The sequence below is a fragment of the Pirellulaceae bacterium genome (assembly GCA_029243025.1).
Classification (GTDB): domain Bacteria; phylum Planctomycetota; class Planctomycetia; order Pirellulales; family Pirellulaceae.
This window is the reverse complement of the sequence record JAQWSU010000006.1, coordinates 99441-114480: the sequence shown is the minus strand read 5'-3', so window position 1 is coordinate 114480 and position 15040 is coordinate 99441. Positions and strand designations below refer to the sequence as shown.

17 protein-coding genes are annotated in these 15040 nt (G+C 52.9%); 14 read left to right on the top strand and 3 right to left on the bottom strand.

The genetic code is table 11. The features are described from left to right. Nucleotides 1-257 precede the first annotated feature (257 nt). The 5 genes from P8N76_02480 (at nucleotide 258) to P8N76_02460 (ending at nucleotide 3800) form a co-directional block, all read left to right on the top strand. Nucleotides 258-545 carry a co-chaperone GroES gene (locus P8N76_02480; protein ID MDG2380517.1) on the top strand — a complete coding sequence of 96 codons (288 nt, stop codon included), beginning with the start codon at nucleotides 258-260 and terminating at the stop codon, nucleotides 543-545. Nucleotides 546-734: 189 nt separating this feature from the next. Beyond that, complete coding sequence (locus tag P8N76_02475) at nucleotides 735-1850, top strand: terpene cyclase/mutase family protein (GenBank protein MDG2380516.1); 1116 nt, start codon at nucleotides 735-737, stop codon at nucleotides 1848-1850. A 156-nt stretch (nucleotides 1851-2006) separates the two neighbouring features. Next, a complete protein-coding gene (gene ricT / locus P8N76_02470; GenBank protein ID MDG2380515.1) occupies nucleotides 2007-2927 on the top strand; it encodes a regulatory iron-sulfur-containing complex subunit RicT in 921 nt (306 codons plus the stop codon). Between the two features lie 137 nt (nucleotides 2928-3064). Next, nucleotides 3065-3532 (top strand): hypothetical protein, encoded by a 468-nt coding sequence (locus P8N76_02465; protein ID MDG2380514.1) that lies wholly within the window; start codon nucleotides 3065-3067, stop codon nucleotides 3530-3532. A 67-nt stretch (nucleotides 3533-3599) separates the two neighbouring features. Beyond that, nucleotides 3600-3800, top strand: coding sequence for a hypothetical protein (locus tag P8N76_02460; GenBank protein ID MDG2380513.1), 201 nt, complete (start codon nucleotides 3600-3602; stop codon nucleotides 3798-3800). 144 nt (nucleotides 3801-3944) lie between these two features. Here the strand turns inward: P8N76_02460 and trxA are convergent, their stop codons facing one another. Continuing rightward, nucleotides 3945-4265, bottom strand: a complete 321-nt coding sequence (trxA, locus tag P8N76_02455; GenBank protein ID MDG2380512.1) for a thioredoxin — start codon at nucleotides 4263-4265, stop codon at nucleotides 3945-3947. A gap of 707 nt (nucleotides 4266-4972) precedes the next feature. Here trxA and P8N76_02450 point away from each other — a divergent pair. Further along, complete coding sequence (locus tag P8N76_02450) at nucleotides 4973-5479, top strand: FxsA family protein (protein MDG2380511.1); 507 nt, start codon at nucleotides 4973-4975, stop codon at nucleotides 5477-5479. Here P8N76_02450 and P8N76_02445 read toward each other — a convergent pair. Beyond that, nucleotides 5476-7164, bottom strand: a complete 1689-nt coding sequence (locus P8N76_02445) for a M3 family oligoendopeptidase (GenBank protein ID MDG2380510.1) — start codon at nucleotides 7162-7164, stop codon at nucleotides 5476-5478. The genes P8N76_02450 and P8N76_02445 overlap by 4 nt on opposite strands. A 134-nt stretch (nucleotides 7165-7298) precedes the next feature. Here P8N76_02445 and P8N76_02440 point away from each other — a divergent pair, with 134 nt between their 5' ends. The 7 genes from P8N76_02440 to P8N76_02410 all read left to right on the top strand — a co-directional run bounded on the left by P8N76_02440 (nucleotide 7299) and on the right by P8N76_02410 (nucleotide 13193). Then, a complete protein-coding gene (locus tag P8N76_02440) occupies nucleotides 7299-8318 on the top strand; it encodes a M28 family peptidase (GenBank protein ID MDG2380509.1) in 1020 nt (339 codons plus the stop codon). Between the two features lie 12 nt (nucleotides 8319-8330). Continuing rightward, the gene (locus P8N76_02435; protein ID MDG2380508.1) at nucleotides 8331-8717 is read left to right on the top strand and encodes a hypothetical protein; all 387 of its coding nucleotides are present in this window, start codon (nucleotides 8331-8333) and stop codon (nucleotides 8715-8717) included. Nucleotides 8718-8838: 121 nt separating this feature from the next. After that, entirely contained in the window at nucleotides 8839-9489 is a 651-nt protein-coding gene (locus tag P8N76_02430; GenBank protein ID MDG2380507.1) for a hypothetical protein, read from the top strand. 224 nt (nucleotides 9490-9713) lie between these two features. Continuing rightward, nucleotides 9714-10136, top strand: coding sequence for a 50S ribosomal protein L13 (gene rplM, locus P8N76_02425; GenBank protein ID MDG2380506.1), 423 nt, complete (start codon nucleotides 9714-9716; stop codon nucleotides 10134-10136). Nucleotides 10137-10179: 43 nt separating this feature from the next. Then, nucleotides 10180-10593 carry a 30S ribosomal protein S9 gene (rpsI, locus tag P8N76_02420; protein MDG2380505.1) on the top strand — a complete coding sequence of 138 codons (414 nt, stop codon included), beginning with the start codon at nucleotides 10180-10182 and terminating at the stop codon, nucleotides 10591-10593. A gap of 339 nt (nucleotides 10594-10932) precedes the next feature. Continuing rightward, on the top strand, nucleotides 10933-12654 hold the full coding sequence (locus P8N76_02415; protein MDG2380504.1) for a TIGR03790 family protein: 1722 nt from the start codon (nucleotides 10933-10935) through the stop codon (nucleotides 12652-12654). A gap of 128 nt (nucleotides 12655-12782) precedes the next feature. Beyond that, nucleotides 12783-13193 carry a SelL-related redox protein gene (locus tag P8N76_02410; GenBank protein ID MDG2380503.1) on the top strand — a complete coding sequence of 137 codons (411 nt, stop codon included), beginning with the start codon at nucleotides 12783-12785 and terminating at the stop codon, nucleotides 13191-13193. Here the strand turns inward: P8N76_02410 and bioF are convergent. Further along, entirely contained in the window at nucleotides 13176-14348 is a 1173-nt protein-coding gene (gene bioF, locus P8N76_02405; protein MDG2380502.1) for an 8-amino-7-oxononanoate synthase, read from the bottom strand. The two genes, P8N76_02410 and bioF, sit on opposite strands and share 18 nt — an antisense overlap. Before the next feature lie 442 nt (nucleotides 14349-14790). Between bioF and P8N76_02400 the strand changes: the two genes are divergently transcribed. Continuing rightward, nucleotides 14791-15033: a hypothetical protein gene (locus tag P8N76_02400; GenBank protein MDG2380501.1), complete on the top strand. Its 243-nt coding sequence runs from the start codon at nucleotides 14791-14793 to the stop codon at nucleotides 15031-15033. Nucleotides 15034-15040: the final 7 nt, after the last annotated feature.

Here is a 15040-nt window from a genome sequence, read left to right as displayed (position 1 = left end):
TGAGGCTTCTCGCTAGAGTGGGGTCGAAATCCTCGTCGCTGACCGGAAGCCTGCGTTGCTAGCAGAGCAGCCGTTTCTCGCTCAAAAAATCGGGCGAAACCGAATTTTTCGGCGATTTACCTCCAAGTTAAGAAATCTGACGTCTTGAATGCGGCGAATCGGCGCGGGACAATTCTCCGCTGGCATTTATTTCTGCGAGGCATCCTGGGTTCGTGCGTGCGGGTCCGGTTGTCGCGAATTGTGAGCGAATTAATCGAATGAGAGTTGAACCGTTGGGGGACCGGGTGGTTGTCAAGCGACTGGAAGCTGAGGAGAGGACCCCAGGTGGAATTGTTTTGCCTGATTCCGTGAGGGAAACGCCACAGCAAGGGCGTGTACTTTCCGTGGGTGACGGCCGTCTGCTTCGAGATGGGTTGCGAGCCCCGCATCAGGTTCGGGAGGGAGATCGTGTCTTGTTTGCCAGTTATGCTGGCGCCGACGTAATGGTGGATGATGAGCCACTATTGATTATGGGGGAAGACGACATTCTCGCGATTTTGGTCTGATTTTTCGGCCATTCAGCGCAGCGAGGTTGCTAATCCGTTTCATCGGGCCAAATTGACCACGCTGCTCCTGGAAAAACTCTATAATTCAGGGCGGGCGTTGAGTTACGAGTGGGCAATCTTTGTCGGCCGACTCAATTCCGAGCTAAGCAAACACCCACACTCGTTCGAACCAGGGGATGAGGCAAATTCATGGCAACTTTCATCCGAGCAACGCTTTCGTTGTCGTTAATCTTATCACTCTCGCTGACTAGCGTCGCACAGCAATCGACGGAAACGGAGCCTGTCTCCGATCATCAGCAGATGGTTGGTCGGGCGATTGAATTTTTGCGAACTCGACAAAATGAAGATGGTTCCTATCTGGTTGCAGCGGGTCCCGGCGTCACGGCATTGGTGACGACTGGTATTCTCCGGCATGGTCGCTCGGTCGAGGATCCGCTTGTATCTCGAAGTCTCAATTACCTAGAGAGTCTCGTGCAACCGACTGGTGGGATCCACCGACCGGAGACACTCTATCGGAATTACGAAACCTGTTTGGCGATGATGTGTTTCGCAGAAGCCAATCAGGATGGTCGTTATGACGAGACGTTGAAGCGGGCTCAGAAGTTTGTAACCTCGATCCAGTGGGATACCAGTGAGGGCAAATCACAGTCGGATCCTGCCTACGGTGGTGCCGGATATGGCAAGCATTCGCGTCCTGACTTGTCCAACACCAGTTTTCTGGTCGACGCTCTACACGCCGTGGGAAACGATGCTGACAGCGAGGCGATTCAGCGAGCCTTGGTTTTCGTATCTCGATGTCAAAACCTTGAATCGGTGGACAATACGACTCCATTTAGCGACAAGATCAATGATGGGGGCTTCTATTACACACCGGCAGCTGGCGGTACTAGTCAAGCCGGAGAAACGGCCAATGGAGGCCTACGAAGCTATGGCTCGATGACGTATGCGGGCCTCAAGAGCATGATTTTCGCCGGCGTCGATGCGGGGGATCCTCGGGTCAAGGCAGCCACCGATTGGATCCGAAAACATTACGATTTGTCGACCAACCCTGGGATGGGGAATGCGGGGTTGTTTTATTACTATCACACCTTCGCGAAGGCTCTGGACACGCTTGGCTTTGCTGAATTTGTGGATCAGGATGGCAATTCCCACGATTGGCGTTCGGAGCTCAACCAGGAACTTGCGGGGAAACAGCGTGCTGATGGCTCCTGGATTAACCAAAATGAGCGATGGTTGGAGGGTAATCCAGAGCTAGTAACCGGTTACGTCTTGCTGGCCTTGTCCTATTCGGAGCCGTCCCGTTAGGGGGCTGCGCCTCAGCGGACCCCATAATTCGCTCACGCTGTCCTCGATTCAATTTCGATAGAGCCCTATACTGGGCGTTGGCCGACAGTTGGTCGTTGTCGATGATTTCCCTGTTTCCTGTTTTTCTGCAGATCCCCTTAGGCCCAAGTACCCCTTATGCCCAAGTACGTAGTCCGATACGGTGCGATGCGAGCGCTTGGAGTATTTAGTGTTCGCGGCCACGACAAGCTTCGTCGCGGCGTTAACGTGATCGCACGAACCGAACGGGGGCTCGAGGCGGGTGAGGTGCTTTGCGTCGCCACCGAAGATGCTTTAGGCCATCTTGATCGACCTCCCCAGGGGCAAGTGTTGCGACGTATGTCGGCCGAAGACAGTAACGAGTGGTTGCACATTCAGACCCAGGGTCGCGAGGAATTCGAAACTTGTAAGCGACATGTTTCGGAACTAGGTCTGCAGATGGAATTAGTCGATCTGGAGCACATCTTTGGTGGTGAGCGGGTCGTCGTTTATTATCTGTCTGAGGAGCGAGTCGATTTCCGAGAGCTCGTTCGCAAATTGGCTTCCGAATTCCAAACGCGGATTGAGATGCGTCAGATCGGTGTTCGTGACGAAGCGAAACTACTCGCAGACTACGGCGATTGCGGGAAACCGGTTTGTTGCAACACACACCTGTCGGCGATGCCTCCGGTTTCGATGAAAATGGCAAAGCTACAAAAAGCAACGCTGGATCCCACGAAGATTTCTGGCCGCTGTGGGCGACTAAAATGTTGCCTCCGCTACGAATACGATACCTATGTGGATATTCAGCGGGAGTTGCCGCCGGTTGGATCCGATATCGTGACCGACAACGGTCGCGCTCGAGTCGTCAGTCAATCGATTCTGGCAGAGCAATTGATGGTTGAGATGGAGGACCATCGACGTGTGCTAATCGGTGCATCGGAGATTCTGACCGTCTTGCGTCGCGGATCAGGAAAGTCGAAATCGTCGAAAAATAGAGGTGCTCCCAAAGTCCAAAACAAAACGAAGAAGACAAAAGGGACAGATTCTGATCAGGATTCGGCAGAGGCAGAGTCGTAAGTTTGTCCTGCCGATCAAAATGATCTGCCTAGGGTGAGCAATCATCAACAGGAAAATTGCGGTAAGTAAATTAGTCGCTCGAAAGCGGATTCTAACTTTCCAACCTTGCAGGTCGTATCAACGCGAGAATCGAAACTATGTCACATCCATTGCAGCTGGTTCTAGAGCGTGATCCCAAATATCCCGTCGAAGCTTATGAATTTGTGAGAGACGCATTGGCTTATGCGCAGGATGTGATGGACATGGGGAAACCTGACGACGTGGAAGTCGTGGAGGAGCAAGCTGCGAAATCCGATGTGTCCGACGAGAAAAGGCAGGAAGAGCCTCAGGTGGAACGCCATTTGACGGGACAGGAATTGTGTGAAGCTTGCCGTCGGTATGCAATCGAACAGTATGGCATGATGGCTCGAGTCGTCCTCGGTAATTGGAACATTGATAGCACGAATGATGTCGGTGAGATTGTCTATAACCTCATCGGTGTCGACTTGATGCGGAAATCATCCTCCGATCAACGCGAGGATTTTAATGATGTTTACGATTTCAAAAAAGCGTTTGATGAGGACTTCGATTTTGCCGCAGGACAGGCAGGTGACGAAGAAAGTTAGGTCGTTGTGTGCAGGGGCAAAATTCGGCAGGTAAACATCCCGCCTAGATAGGGAATTATCGACAGAGATGGGATCATCAAGAGGCCAGCCACGACAGGTAGCCGATTCGGGAGTTCAGGAGTCGGTGGAGTCGGTTGCCGCGGCGGATCAGCCCAGAACGAATTGGGAACGCTGGAGCCCACCCCGAAAGGTCTGGTTACTCTGCCTAGCCGGACTGCTGTTCATCGCTTGGCTCGCCGCCTTGCTATTGCTAATCGACTTCAGTTGACGGGCCTCTGCGACGGGCCTCTGCGACGCACCCTAGCGAGCTCAAGTACCGTTGCGGACACGGACTTGTTGAGTAAGAAAGGCAGAGGGCAACTGCTCGGCGGCTGCGAAAACGGCCGAGCATTCCGAATTCTGCGCGTGGGGCCTATGCCTTGGCCGCGTCGATTGCTTCCTGCAACTTCGCTTTCGGTTGGACGCCCACAAAACGCTCTGACACATTCCCATCCTTGAACACGAGCAGCGTGGGGATGCTCATCACGCCATATTTTTGGGCGGTTCCTGGATTGTCATCGATATTGACCTTGAGAATCTTGGCCGAGCCGCTGTTTTCGCTCGCAAGTTCTTCGATCATCGGAGTAATTTGCCGACAGGGTCCACACCAGGGAGCCCAGAAGTCGACAAGGACGGGTTCACTCGATTGCAAGACTTCTTGCTCGAAATTCGTATCGCTCAACTCGGCAACCATGATTTTTATCTCCGCTGGTAGGACTGGCCGGCCGACCGCTATGTAGAAGTTTTGTCCACGGGGGATTAGCGGTGACCCGATTCATTGACCGAAAATTATAGGGTCAACGGCCTCATCGTCAACAGACCGCGGTGTTCAACTGCCATTCGATCGGCTCATTGATGATCGGCCTTTCCTAGGGGTTTTCGTCCAAAGATCTGCGGCAGTTGTGGTTCTTCAGTGCCCTTTCCGCGCCGATACTGGATGAGTTGGCTGCCAGCAATGTTCTGATTCAGGTCGAATCGTCCTGCTTGAATTTGGGCCATGCGCCTGATTTATCAGGAAATCTAACAGGTGATTTCGACCTGATCTTCCTGACGTTGAGCCTGCGGACGTCGTCATCGCTCGCGTCATTGTCCGAGAATCGGGTCATCGGGGCTCGACTCGATTCGTGCGACTGTCCAGCAGCATCGATTGTTCGGCCTCAGTTTGCCAGCAGCGATAGATCGAGGAATTGCCGGATTCACTCCGCCCAGGCTTCGCGAGTGCCAAGGCACAGCTCTCGTTTGGATGCCTTCATTTTGGCTAAGTAGCTTCCGGATTCGCATTAGAGGTGAAACGGACTACAATCTTTCAGGCGGTTGCTTGCGATCTGGATCTTTGTCGGATCGAATTGAATCAGCGAGATCAACTAGCAAAATAACTATAATCTTGTGCCGAGGTTCCTTGTGCGACTCATCCTGCTGTTTGTGATGGTCCCCTTAATCGAGCTCTTCATTTTGTTGAAGCTTGCCGATTTGATCACCGGTTGGCGTACGTTTGCGATCGTTGTGATAACGGGTGTGGTTGGTGCGACATTGGCCCGTCATCAAGGTTGGAATGTGATCCGGCGGCTTCAAAATGAAACTCGCTCCGGGCAATTGCCAACGACGACCTTAGTTGATGCCTTGATGATTTTCGTGGCGGGTGCTTTGTTAATCACACCGGGAATCCTCACCGATGTGGTCGGTTTTTCGTTGTTGGTCCCGATGTTTCGTGCGATTTATCGGCGGTGGCTGATGATTTGGTTCCGGAAACGGGTTCAGGTCCAAGGGGTTACGGCGAGTTCATTTGGAGCCGCGGGACCCTTTCGCGCGGCTCCGTTCGGCGGCGACGATTTGTCCCGCGATCAGGTAATTGACTCTTTTGTGATCGATGCCGATTCCAAGTCGACGGATGGGAAATCCGATAGCTAATCGGCCAGCAATGCCTGTTGAGCCTGCTCAATGACTTTTGTGAGGCAGCCCTCTTCGAACGGACTGATGAGTTGAGCCGATTGGGCTAAATCTTGAAATGCCGCTTCTCCTCCCCGACGGCAGAGCGCGACGAATTCGTTCATGGTGTTTTCTCGATCATGGGTAGCCTTCAACCAAAATTGGAGAGCACAAGTTTGGGCCAGGGTGTAGTCAATGTAGTAGAAGGGACTCAGATAGATGTGCCGTTGCAGCTGCCAGCGGCCCCCATTGGCAGGATGACGTAGATCACCGTATTTTCGCCAGGGTAAATAGCGTTCTTCCATTTGCTGCCAAAAGCCGAAACGTTCATCGGCGGACGCATCAGGGTTGGCATAAACCAGATGTTGGAAATGATCAACGGCCACTCCGTACGGCAAAAAGAGCAAAGATTGCGTCAGATGGATTGTTCGGAATCGTTGAGCTTCATCGCCGAAGAATCGTTCCATGTAGGGGTAGGTCAGGAATTCGAGCCCCATCGAATGGATTTCGCATGACTCGTAGGTTGGCCAGAGGTAATCGTAGAGTGGTTGATCGCGACTCATGTAGGCTTGGAATGCGTGCCCCATTTCGTGAGTGAAGACCTCAACATCGCCTTTGGTTCCATTGAAGTTTGCAAAGATGAAGGGAATGCCATAGCTGTCAAACGAAGTGCAGAATCCGCCGCCGGCTTTTCCTGAACGGATCTTCAGATCCATCAGATCAGCGTCTTGCATCATGCGAAAAAAATCGTCCAGGCCGTATCCCATGTCGTCGAATATGGCTTGGGCCATTTGGATTAGCTTGTCGTAGTCGCTGTCGGGTTTGGGATTCCCCTTGAGGTCATAGATTGGTTCGTCCCAGTGACGAAGTTCGCCGGCAGGGAGCCCCAGCCGTTTCTCTTGTTTGGCCAAGAGTTGTTCCGCCAATGGCACGACCTCTGTCCGAACGGCTTCTCGATAGCGTTCGACATCTTCCATGCCATAGTCGACGCGCGTCATTCGTTTGTAGCCTAATTCGATGTAGTTTTCAAAGCCAAGTTGTTGTGCCATGCCATGTCGTAAATGCACCAGTTGATCAAAGATGTCATCGAGCTGTTGTCGATGGTTGTCGAACCATTGCCAACGAGTCGCGTCAGCATCGTGACGAACTTGTCGATCGAGATCCTCAAGGAACTTAGAAATGCTAGACAAGTTTTGAGTCTCTCCCGCAAATTTCAATTCGGCACTGGCGAGTAATTCGTTGTAGTCGGCTTCCAGTTCCGATTCTCGAATTAGGTCCGCTTCGATTGCCGGATCGTACGTGAGAATGTCAACTTCCCAGAGCTGGATTACGTGCTGCCCGTATTCTTGCTCGACCATGCTGCGGTGTGGACTGTCGAGTAGTTTGCGCTTCATCGCGACCTCAAGCTCTGTCAGCTTGGGCTTTAATTGATCGCACTGTTTACGTGCTTCTTGAAATTGGGCGTTGGTTGTGTCCTGGTTAAAGTGCAAATCGACCAGTGACTGCCAGCTACTCAGCGATCGGCGCAACTCATCCCATTCTCGTATGCATGACAGCGTCTTGGCCGGATTTTCGGTGATTTGATTGAGCCAAGAGGCATATTGTTCCTGGATCCGGACCATTTCAGGAGCCGGAGCCTTGATATCTGTGAATCGGATCGTCGCCATTCGTTTTTTCTCCACGCATCGTCGCAAAGGCCGGCAGGTAAACGTTTTGTCTTTGCCGTCGGCTAGAAACGCGCTAGAATACGCTGCACGCGACAGCCAGTTTTCGTTCTATTCCATGAGTTTTCAGGTGTAACATGAAAAGGCCCGATGGCCAAACGGTGTTCTTGGGGTCAGCCGTCTTGATTGGCTTGGCGATTTTAATCGCGATCGTCGTTATTCCTACGAATCGGCCTGGTGAGGCCGAAGGTGCCGCCTCCCAGAAATCCAAGCTCACTTTGGGGGATATTCCGTTTGATGGCCAGCGGAGCTACGAGATGCTCCAACGGATTTGTGGCCTGGGTTCCAGGATGAGTGGATCGCCCGGCATGCTGAAGCAGCAGGAGTTGCTGCGAGATCATTTTCAGCAACAAGGCGGGCAGGTAGAATTCCAGCGGTTCTCGGTGCGACATCCGCGCAATGGTTCGGCGGTGCCGATGGCAAATCTCATTGTCCGTTGGCACCCAGAACGAAAGGAGCGGATTTTGCTCTGCGCCCATTACGACACACGCCCTTTTCCCGACCGAGATCCCGATCCTCGCAAAAGACGTGGCTTGTTTGTGGGCGCCAATGACGGTGCCAGTGGGGTCGCGTTGCTGGCAGAACTCGGGAATTTGATGCCCCAATTGAATTCGAAGTACGGTGTTGACTTCGTCTTGTTTGATGGTGAAGAATTGGTCTATGAAGACGATCGGGATCCTTATTTCTTGGGGTCGCGTTACTTCTCGCAGGATTACGTCGCAAATCCACCAGCGCATCGATACAAGGCGGCCGTGCTGCTGGATATGGTGGCTGATACCGATTTGCAGATCTATCAGGAACGCCATAGTCTGCGCTGGCGAGATTCTCGTCCGCTGGTCAAAGATATTTGGAAAAAGGCAGCCGAGTTGGGAGTTGTGGAATTCGTGCCTCGTCGAGGTTACGAAATTCGTGATGATCATCTCATGTTGCATGATATCGCCAAAATACCTGCTTGCGACATCATTGATTTTGATTACGGACGGCCCGGAAGTCGCGATTCATTTTGGCATACAACCGAGGATACGCCCGATAAATGTTCTGCCCTATCTCTCGCGAAAGTGGGTTGGGTCGTTTCCGAGTGGTTGAAGCAATTGTGATGGTGTAGTTTCATGTATGCTGGATTAATAATCGCTTTGGTCTTAGTCTCCCTTTCCGCATTTCTGATCTTCACTCACTCGCGGAAATGGGGTCAGGTCAAATCCGCCGACCTCGATCCAAGGAGAATCAGTTTTGGGCGTCGGCAATTTCGTCGCCGAATGTTTACGAGTTTCTTGATCGGCTTGGCCGGCATTTGCTTTCTCGGCAGTCCGTGGATGCTTGATCCCACGAGATCATCGTTCTGGTGGTATTGGCTTGGAATGCTGTCTGTTGTTGCTTTACTAATGGTTTTTGCTTTGCTCGATTTTTGGGATAGCTACCGCTATTTACGCTTGGTTGAAAACACCCTACTAGCAAAGCGGGCTGCAGTCGTTGTTGGGCAGTCGTCGAAGGATTGAGCGGAAAGGCGGGTTGGCCGCGAGCGGCTGCTTGTTGACCGGTCTCGGAATGGGATCTAGAATCCTGGCATGCTTTTGTACGGCTTGCTCTTCCTCGTTCGATCCAACTGAGAAATCGCCGATGGATCCTCTTCATCTTTGCATCGCGATGGGGCCACTCGGTGTCTACTTATTGTTAATAGGTTGGCTTAATCTGTCGCAGTCTCCGTTTGTCACGACCGGAACGCGGGATGTGCTGGCTTTGGCGATCGCGATCTCGGGCTTCGTGATCGCTGGGCCAATGGAACTGTTCATGCCGGAGACAGCGGCCGTTTTTTTTCGGGCCTGGATTTGGCCGCCGTTGATTTGCCTCTATCTGCTTTGTGCCACTTTCGCTGCCATGTTGACCCGTCCTCGCCTCGTCATTTACAACGTGACGGCCGAGCAGTTACACCCCGTTCTGGAAGGGGTGGCGGCCAAACTCGACGATAACCGTTGTTGGGTCGGTCAGACCCTGATGTTGCCCAATCGGGGCGTGCATCTAAACATCGAGTCATTTCCGGCGATGCGGAACATCCAGTTGACCTCGGTGGGGGGCCAGCAAGATTTGGGTGGATGGCGTTTGGTCGAGCAGGAATTGCGGCTTCGTTTAAAGGGAATGAAGGTGGGAATCAACCCCCGCGGCTTCAGTTTTCTCTTTTTCGGCCTGTTAATCGCGATCCTGATTGGCTATTCCGTCGCCACCAAGCCGCTGGAAGTTGCCGAAGCTTTGAATGATTTCTTGCGGCTTTAGTTGGGTTGCCAGTTCGAAAATCAGCCGAGTTGGCGGATTGGTTTGACTTTGACGCCGGCTTGCCTGATGGGGCTGGTGGAAACCTCTTGGAAGGCCCCAGCCACCCTTGATCTGATCGGGGCAAACGACTAGATTACGGGTTTCCCAAAATACCAACCAATTCGCCGGGGCGAACTGTCTCGGGCTACAACGGAGGATTCAGGGTGGCGGCCACGAAGACATACATGGCGAAGTCAGGTGAGGTCGACACCAAGTGGTGGTTGGTCGACGCCGAGGACAAGATCGTCGGTCGCTTGGCGAGCGAGATCGCCGTGATCCTGATGGGAAAGCATCGACCGACCTACACGCCCCATGTCGATACGGGTGATTTCGTCGTTGTCGTTAACGTCGAAAAAATTACCTTTTCAGGCAAAAAATGGGAACAAAAAGCATATACCCGCTACACGGGCTATCCGGGTCTCAAAGTGCAGACGGCGGATGAAGTGCGAGCGAGAAGTCCAGAAAAAATCCTGGAGGAAGCGGTTCGTCGCATGCTTCCCAAGAATCGCCTGGGCCGGAAAATGCTCTCGAAGTTGAAGATCTATGTCGGGGCTGATCATCCTCATCAAGCTCAGCAACCCGAACTCAAAGAGTTAGCCGGTAAGTGATAACGCATTGTGGGTCCGCTTAAGGGCCTCAGCTGGAGTAGGCATGGTTACCATCCGAAAAGACAAATTGACCAATGACGCACTCGGTACGGGCCGACGCAAATCATCGGTGGCACGCGTGCGAATTCGTGCTGGTAGCGGAAAAATCATTGTGAATAAGAAAGCGTTGGAGGAATATTTTCCGATTCTCCAGGATCAACGCTCCCTGTTAGAACCACTCGAAGAATCGGGCAAACGTTCCGACGTCGACGTTATCATTCGCGTTCATGGCGGTGGAACGACGGGACAGGCTGGTGCCTGTCGCATGGGCATTGCTCGAGCTCTTGTCAGCTACGACACCGAGGTCTTCCCTGCCATGCGAGACAATGGTTTCTTGACACGAGACTCGCGAATGAAAGAGCGAAAGAAGTACGGTTTGCGTGGTGCTCGTCGGGGAACCCAGTTCTCGAAACGTTAGCATCCTTCGCGCAGTAGAAATTCAACAAGAAACGGCTTGCCTGAGGGGAAGCCGTTTTTTTTGGAAAGACGGTGGATGTGGGCCGGTTCGCTAAGCGAAAATCGGCTCCTGGTAGCAGCTTGACGAAAATGCGTGCCGTGTTGGGCCGACTGTCTGATCGTGAGCGAGCCGTGGTGTTTGCTGCCTAATCTGCCTCAGCGTTAAACTTGCAGTAGTCGCCATCGTAATTTCGACAGATCGGCCTTTTGTACGCTGCCGCCAACGCGTGCTTCCATGATAAAATCATGGCCACTGTGCTGCACTAATCAAGGCCCTCCCTTTGGTAAGAGGTGAGTTACGTTGAAACGCATTCATTCATCTTATTTCGGACTCGTGTTCGCACTTGGTTTAGCGTCTGCTGCGTACGCTGATTTGACACCTGAAGAGGTGGCGATCATCGCAGTCAAAGGCAGTCGTGAGTCGCGCGCAGTAGCGTCTTACTACGCGAAGGAGCGCAAGGTTCCAAAGCAACAGATTCTTGAGATCGATGTGCCGCCCGGGAAGGATTTGAGCTACAGCGACTGGCAAGAAAAGGTCAGACCGAAAATTCGTACTTGGTTGGGTCAGACGAAATTGCATGGAACAATTCGCTGCTTCGTGACGGTTTGGGATGTTCCGTTGCGCATCAAGAAGGATCAAGCTGAGGGTAGCCTCACCCAGTTGGTTCGTTATCTGAGCGAAGAGCGTGCCAGTCGGATAGATCGGATCAACGATTACCTCTCGTCGCTCGCGACACTTGCCGGCAGCGGTGAATCGGCTGATGGGTTGGCAGTTGATGCCAGCTTGGAGGAAATCAAAGCATCTCTCGAGAAACGTCTTGCCGCTGCTCAAGCAAATGTGATGAAGCTCGAGGACGGGCCTGAAAGAAAGCTCGCTTTACAGGAATTACAGACAATTTTTGTTCGCTCACTCGGCCTGAATATGATGGCGCAGAGTCTTTCGCGGCAGCTAAACCTCGGTGGTAATGCGAATGCTGAGTTGCGATCTCAATTTGACACTTTTCGTGGGCGAGTTGTTGGGATTCGTCAAGGCCGAGTCGCGATGGAAGGATTGCCGCTTGGCTTTGAGCGCGATTCGCAATTATTGGCTCTGATCGAGATGAGCGATGGGATCTATGGAGCCATCGCATGGATCGATGAAGAGCAAAAGAAGTTGAAGAAGAACGAGACTTACGCGAGCTTTGACAGTGAATTGTCGCTCGTTGCTTGGCCTTCTTATCAACGACTTCAATGGCAACCCAACTATCTTCATTATCGCTTTGACGGTTCCCCAATTCGTCGCTACCGACCCACCTATATGGTCTCACGCCTCGAAGCTCCAACCTTGTTACGTACTCGTCAGATTATTGATGAGGCGATCGCGGTTGAGAAGACAGGGCTGCAAGGGAAAGTTTATCTCGATGCACGGGGTTTGGCGGAGGTTGAGGAGCAGGTTCAAACTGGATCCTACAAAGACTACGATCGGTCTTTACTGTTGACTGAAAAGTTGTTTCGCGATCATACGGATTTCGAAGTGGTGCTCGATAAACGCCAGGCCTTATTTCAACCTGGCGATTGCTCCGATGCTGCCCTGTATTGTGGTTGGTATTCTTTGGCTAAATACGTTGATGCCTTTGAATGGGTGCCCGGCTCTGTGGCCTATCACATGGCAAGCAGTGAAGCGAGGACGTTGCGTGATGCGAAAAGTCAGGTCTGGTGTAAACGCATGTTGGAAGAGGGAGTCACCGCTACGATTGGTCCAGCTTACGAACCGTATATTATCGCATTTCCGCGGCCCAATGAATTTTTCGCCCTGCTGCTCAGCGGGAAATTTACGCTTGCCGAGTCGTTTTTTCGCTGCAACACTTTTAACTCGTGGACGATGGTGTTGGTTGGCGATCCACTGTATTCGCCTTTTAAAGCTGCGCCTGCCTTGAAGATGGAAGGTCTTGATCCGACCATTCGAAGGCTGCTGGAAGGTCCCCAATCGCTCGCTGGCAACCCAGAAACTGGCAACCCAGAAACTGGCAACCCGCAGCCCTGATCATGAAGCGTCTTGTCGGAGCAGCTGCCCTCCCTTTTCAGTTGCAGGACACCAACAATCGGCTGCATCGTCTCTCGGACTACAGCGGCCGATTTTTGTTGTTGGTTTTTCATCGCCACCTATCGTGATTGCCTTGTCGAACGCATCTGTTGCAGTTGCAGCAGCAGGAAGCCCAGCTTCGAGAACGGCAGATCGACCTGTTGGTGGTTACTTTTGAACAGGCTTGGCGGGCGAAGGGTTACGTCGAGGAGACAGGTTTTCCCTGGCCGCTGCTGTTAGACCCGGATCGATTGCTGTACCAGGCTTATGGCATGGGACGCGGGACGGCGAAAGAGGTGATGGGGATTCACAACTGGTGGCTCTATTTGAAGCTGATGCTTCGAGGGGGTCGAATTCGTCGACCGACGGACGATATTTATCAGTTGGGTGGCGATGTGTTGATCGACCCTCAAGGTTTGATTCTGCTGCACTACGTGGGTCGCGGACCCGCCGATCGACCTGCGATTGAAAACGTGTTGCAGCTAGTCACGCAGAGCTGACTTGACAGGTGCGAGTGCTTTGGTGAGCGTTTGAAGGTTTTCTGTTGTGTGATCGCTTGTCAGGCTAATCCGCAATCGCGATGCATTGATGGGGACCGTTGGTGGCCGAATTGCGGGGACCAATAAACCGCCATCACGCAACTGTCTGGCAGCTGACAGCGTTTGCTCGGACGACCCAATGACGATCGGGATGATGTGACTCTCGCTGTCAGAGATATCCCAGCCTTCAGCAAGCAAGTGTGATCGGAGCTCGTGTGCGTGCCGTTGCAAGCGTGCTCGGCGTTGGGGTTCGTTCTGCACGATTTGTAAGGCGGTGGCAGATGCCTGGCATGCGGACGCGGGCAGGGCGGTGGAAAAGACCTGTGTGCGAGCTCGATTGAAGAGCCATTCAATCAGATTTTTCGAACCAACCACGAACCCTCCCAAAGAGCCGATTGCTTTGCTGAAGGTTCCAATCCGGACAGGGACTGAATCTTCGACGCCCAGGAGTTCGCAGACACCTCGACCCTGTTTTCCCAAAACGCCAGTCGCGTGTGCCTCATCAACGACAAGGATGGCATGAAACTCATCGCATAGCTCGATCAGCTGTGCCAGAGGTGCGAAGTCGCCATCCATGCTGAATAAACTGTCTGTCACAATCAGAGTTCGTCTCTCTGCGTTGACACCCTTGAGCTCCGATCGCAAATAGTCGATGTCAGCGTGAGGATAGACACGGACTTCGCCTCGGGAAAGGCGACAGCCATCGATCAGGCTGGCGTGGTTTAACGCGTCGCTGAAAATCAGGTCGCCACGCCCGGCAAGGCTGGTGAGTGTGCCGAGGTTCGCTGCGTAGCCGGTCGGGAAAACGAGTGCGGCTTCTGTGCATTCGAATTGAGCCAATTGCTGTTCAAGCTGTTGTTGCTGCAGTGATCGACCGGTGATCAACGCGCTGCCACCGCTGCCCCAACCTTGCGCTTGAACGGTTTCGGTGACGGCGGTTCGAATTAGGGGGTCAGCAGCGAGCCCCAGATAGTCGTTCGAACCAAAATTCAGGTAGCTTCGGCCGTCGAGTTCGATTTGATTCGCTTGCGGCCCTCGCCGAACTGTTGGGTGGCGACGTAGGTGCTGTGCGTCCAATTGTCGAAGTTCGTCGGCGATCCAGTCCAATGGGTTCATTTCGTTTTAGCAACTCGACCGTGGTTGGCAGCTCCTCGACAGGAGCTTTGATAGCACTCAGTTAACAAGCCCTGTTCTTGGCTCATCATCTGGTGCGAGCTTCGAATTCATTTTTAACGTTATCCAGGCAAAGAAAAAGCCCCGTGATACAGTTGATCATCGGGGCTTCTTGTGAACTTAAAATGATGCTGGGTGGAAACTAAGCTTTGAGCTTACAGCAGGCTGGTGAGCCAGCATGCATTCCGCACTTCGAACATTTGTCGCATTGGTTGTCGCACTTGTGCGAGCCTTCTGCGACGTGGCCGCAGTCCGTGCAAATATCTTTGCCCTTTGAGTCGTCGGATAGCTTCGCACAGCACAAGGTTGAGCCTTTGGAAAGTCCGCAGTCAGCACAGGATTCGCTACCAGCACAGCAACCCGTCGAGCCTTTGGATTCGCCACAGTGTCCACAAAGAATGGTGGATGTCTCAAGCGAAGTGGTGGAGTCCTCGTGATCACCATGGTCGTGATCACCATGGTCGTGATCACCATGGTCGTGATCACCATGGTCGTGATCGCCATGGTCGTGATCGCCGGATGTGGTGGATGTCGTGGTTGTGTTGCTACCGGCCCCACCGCTGCCCGACTTGTTGCAGCCCCAGGATACGATGGCGATCATGGCCACCAACACACAACCCAATGTTGATCTTTTC

Bases quoted from the DNA above. Each gene is read 5' to 3' on its own strand.
- P8N76_02430 (MDG2380507.1), top strand. From the start codon at position 8,839: ATGGATCCTCTTCATCTTTGCATCGCGATGGGGCCACTCGGTGTCTAC.
- P8N76_02440 (MDG2380509.1), top strand. From the start codon at position 7,299: ATGAAAAGGCCCGATGGCCAAACGGTGTTCTTGGGGTCAGCCGTCTTG.
- rpsI (MDG2380505.1), top strand. From the start codon at position 10,180: ATGGTTACCATCCGAAAAGACAAATTGACCAATGACGCACTCGGTACG.
- P8N76_02460 (MDG2380513.1), top strand. From the start codon at position 3,600: ATGGGATCATCAAGAGGCCAGCCACGACAGGTAGCCGATTCGGGAGTT.
- bioF (MDG2380502.1), bottom strand. From the start codon at position 14,348: ATGAACCCATTGGACTGGATCGCCGACGAACTTCGACAATTGGACGCA.
- P8N76_02435 (MDG2380508.1), top strand. From the start codon at position 8,331: ATGTATGCTGGATTAATAATCGCTTTGGTCTTAGTCTCCCTTTCCGCA.
- ricT (MDG2380515.1), top strand. From the start codon at position 2,007: ATGCCCAAGTACGTAGTCCGATACGGTGCGATGCGAGCGCTTGGAGTA.
- trxA (MDG2380512.1), bottom strand. From the start codon at position 4,265: ATGGTTGCCGAGTTGAGCGATACGAATTTCGAGCAAGAAGTCTTGCAA.
- P8N76_02445 (MDG2380510.1), bottom strand. From the start codon at position 7,164: ATGGCGACGATCCGATTCACAGATATCAAGGCTCCGGCTCCTGAAATG.
- P8N76_02475 (MDG2380516.1), top strand. From the start codon at position 735: ATGGCAACTTTCATCCGAGCAACGCTTTCGTTGTCGTTAATCTTATCA.
- rplM (MDG2380506.1), top strand. From the start codon at position 9,714: ATGGCGAAGTCAGGTGAGGTCGACACCAAGTGGTGGTTGGTCGACGCC.
- P8N76_02480 (MDG2380517.1), top strand. From the start codon at position 258: ATGAGAGTTGAACCGTTGGGGGACCGGGTGGTTGTCAAGCGACTGGAA.
- P8N76_02465 (MDG2380514.1), top strand. From the start codon at position 3,065: ATGTCACATCCATTGCAGCTGGTTCTAGAGCGTGATCCCAAATATCCC.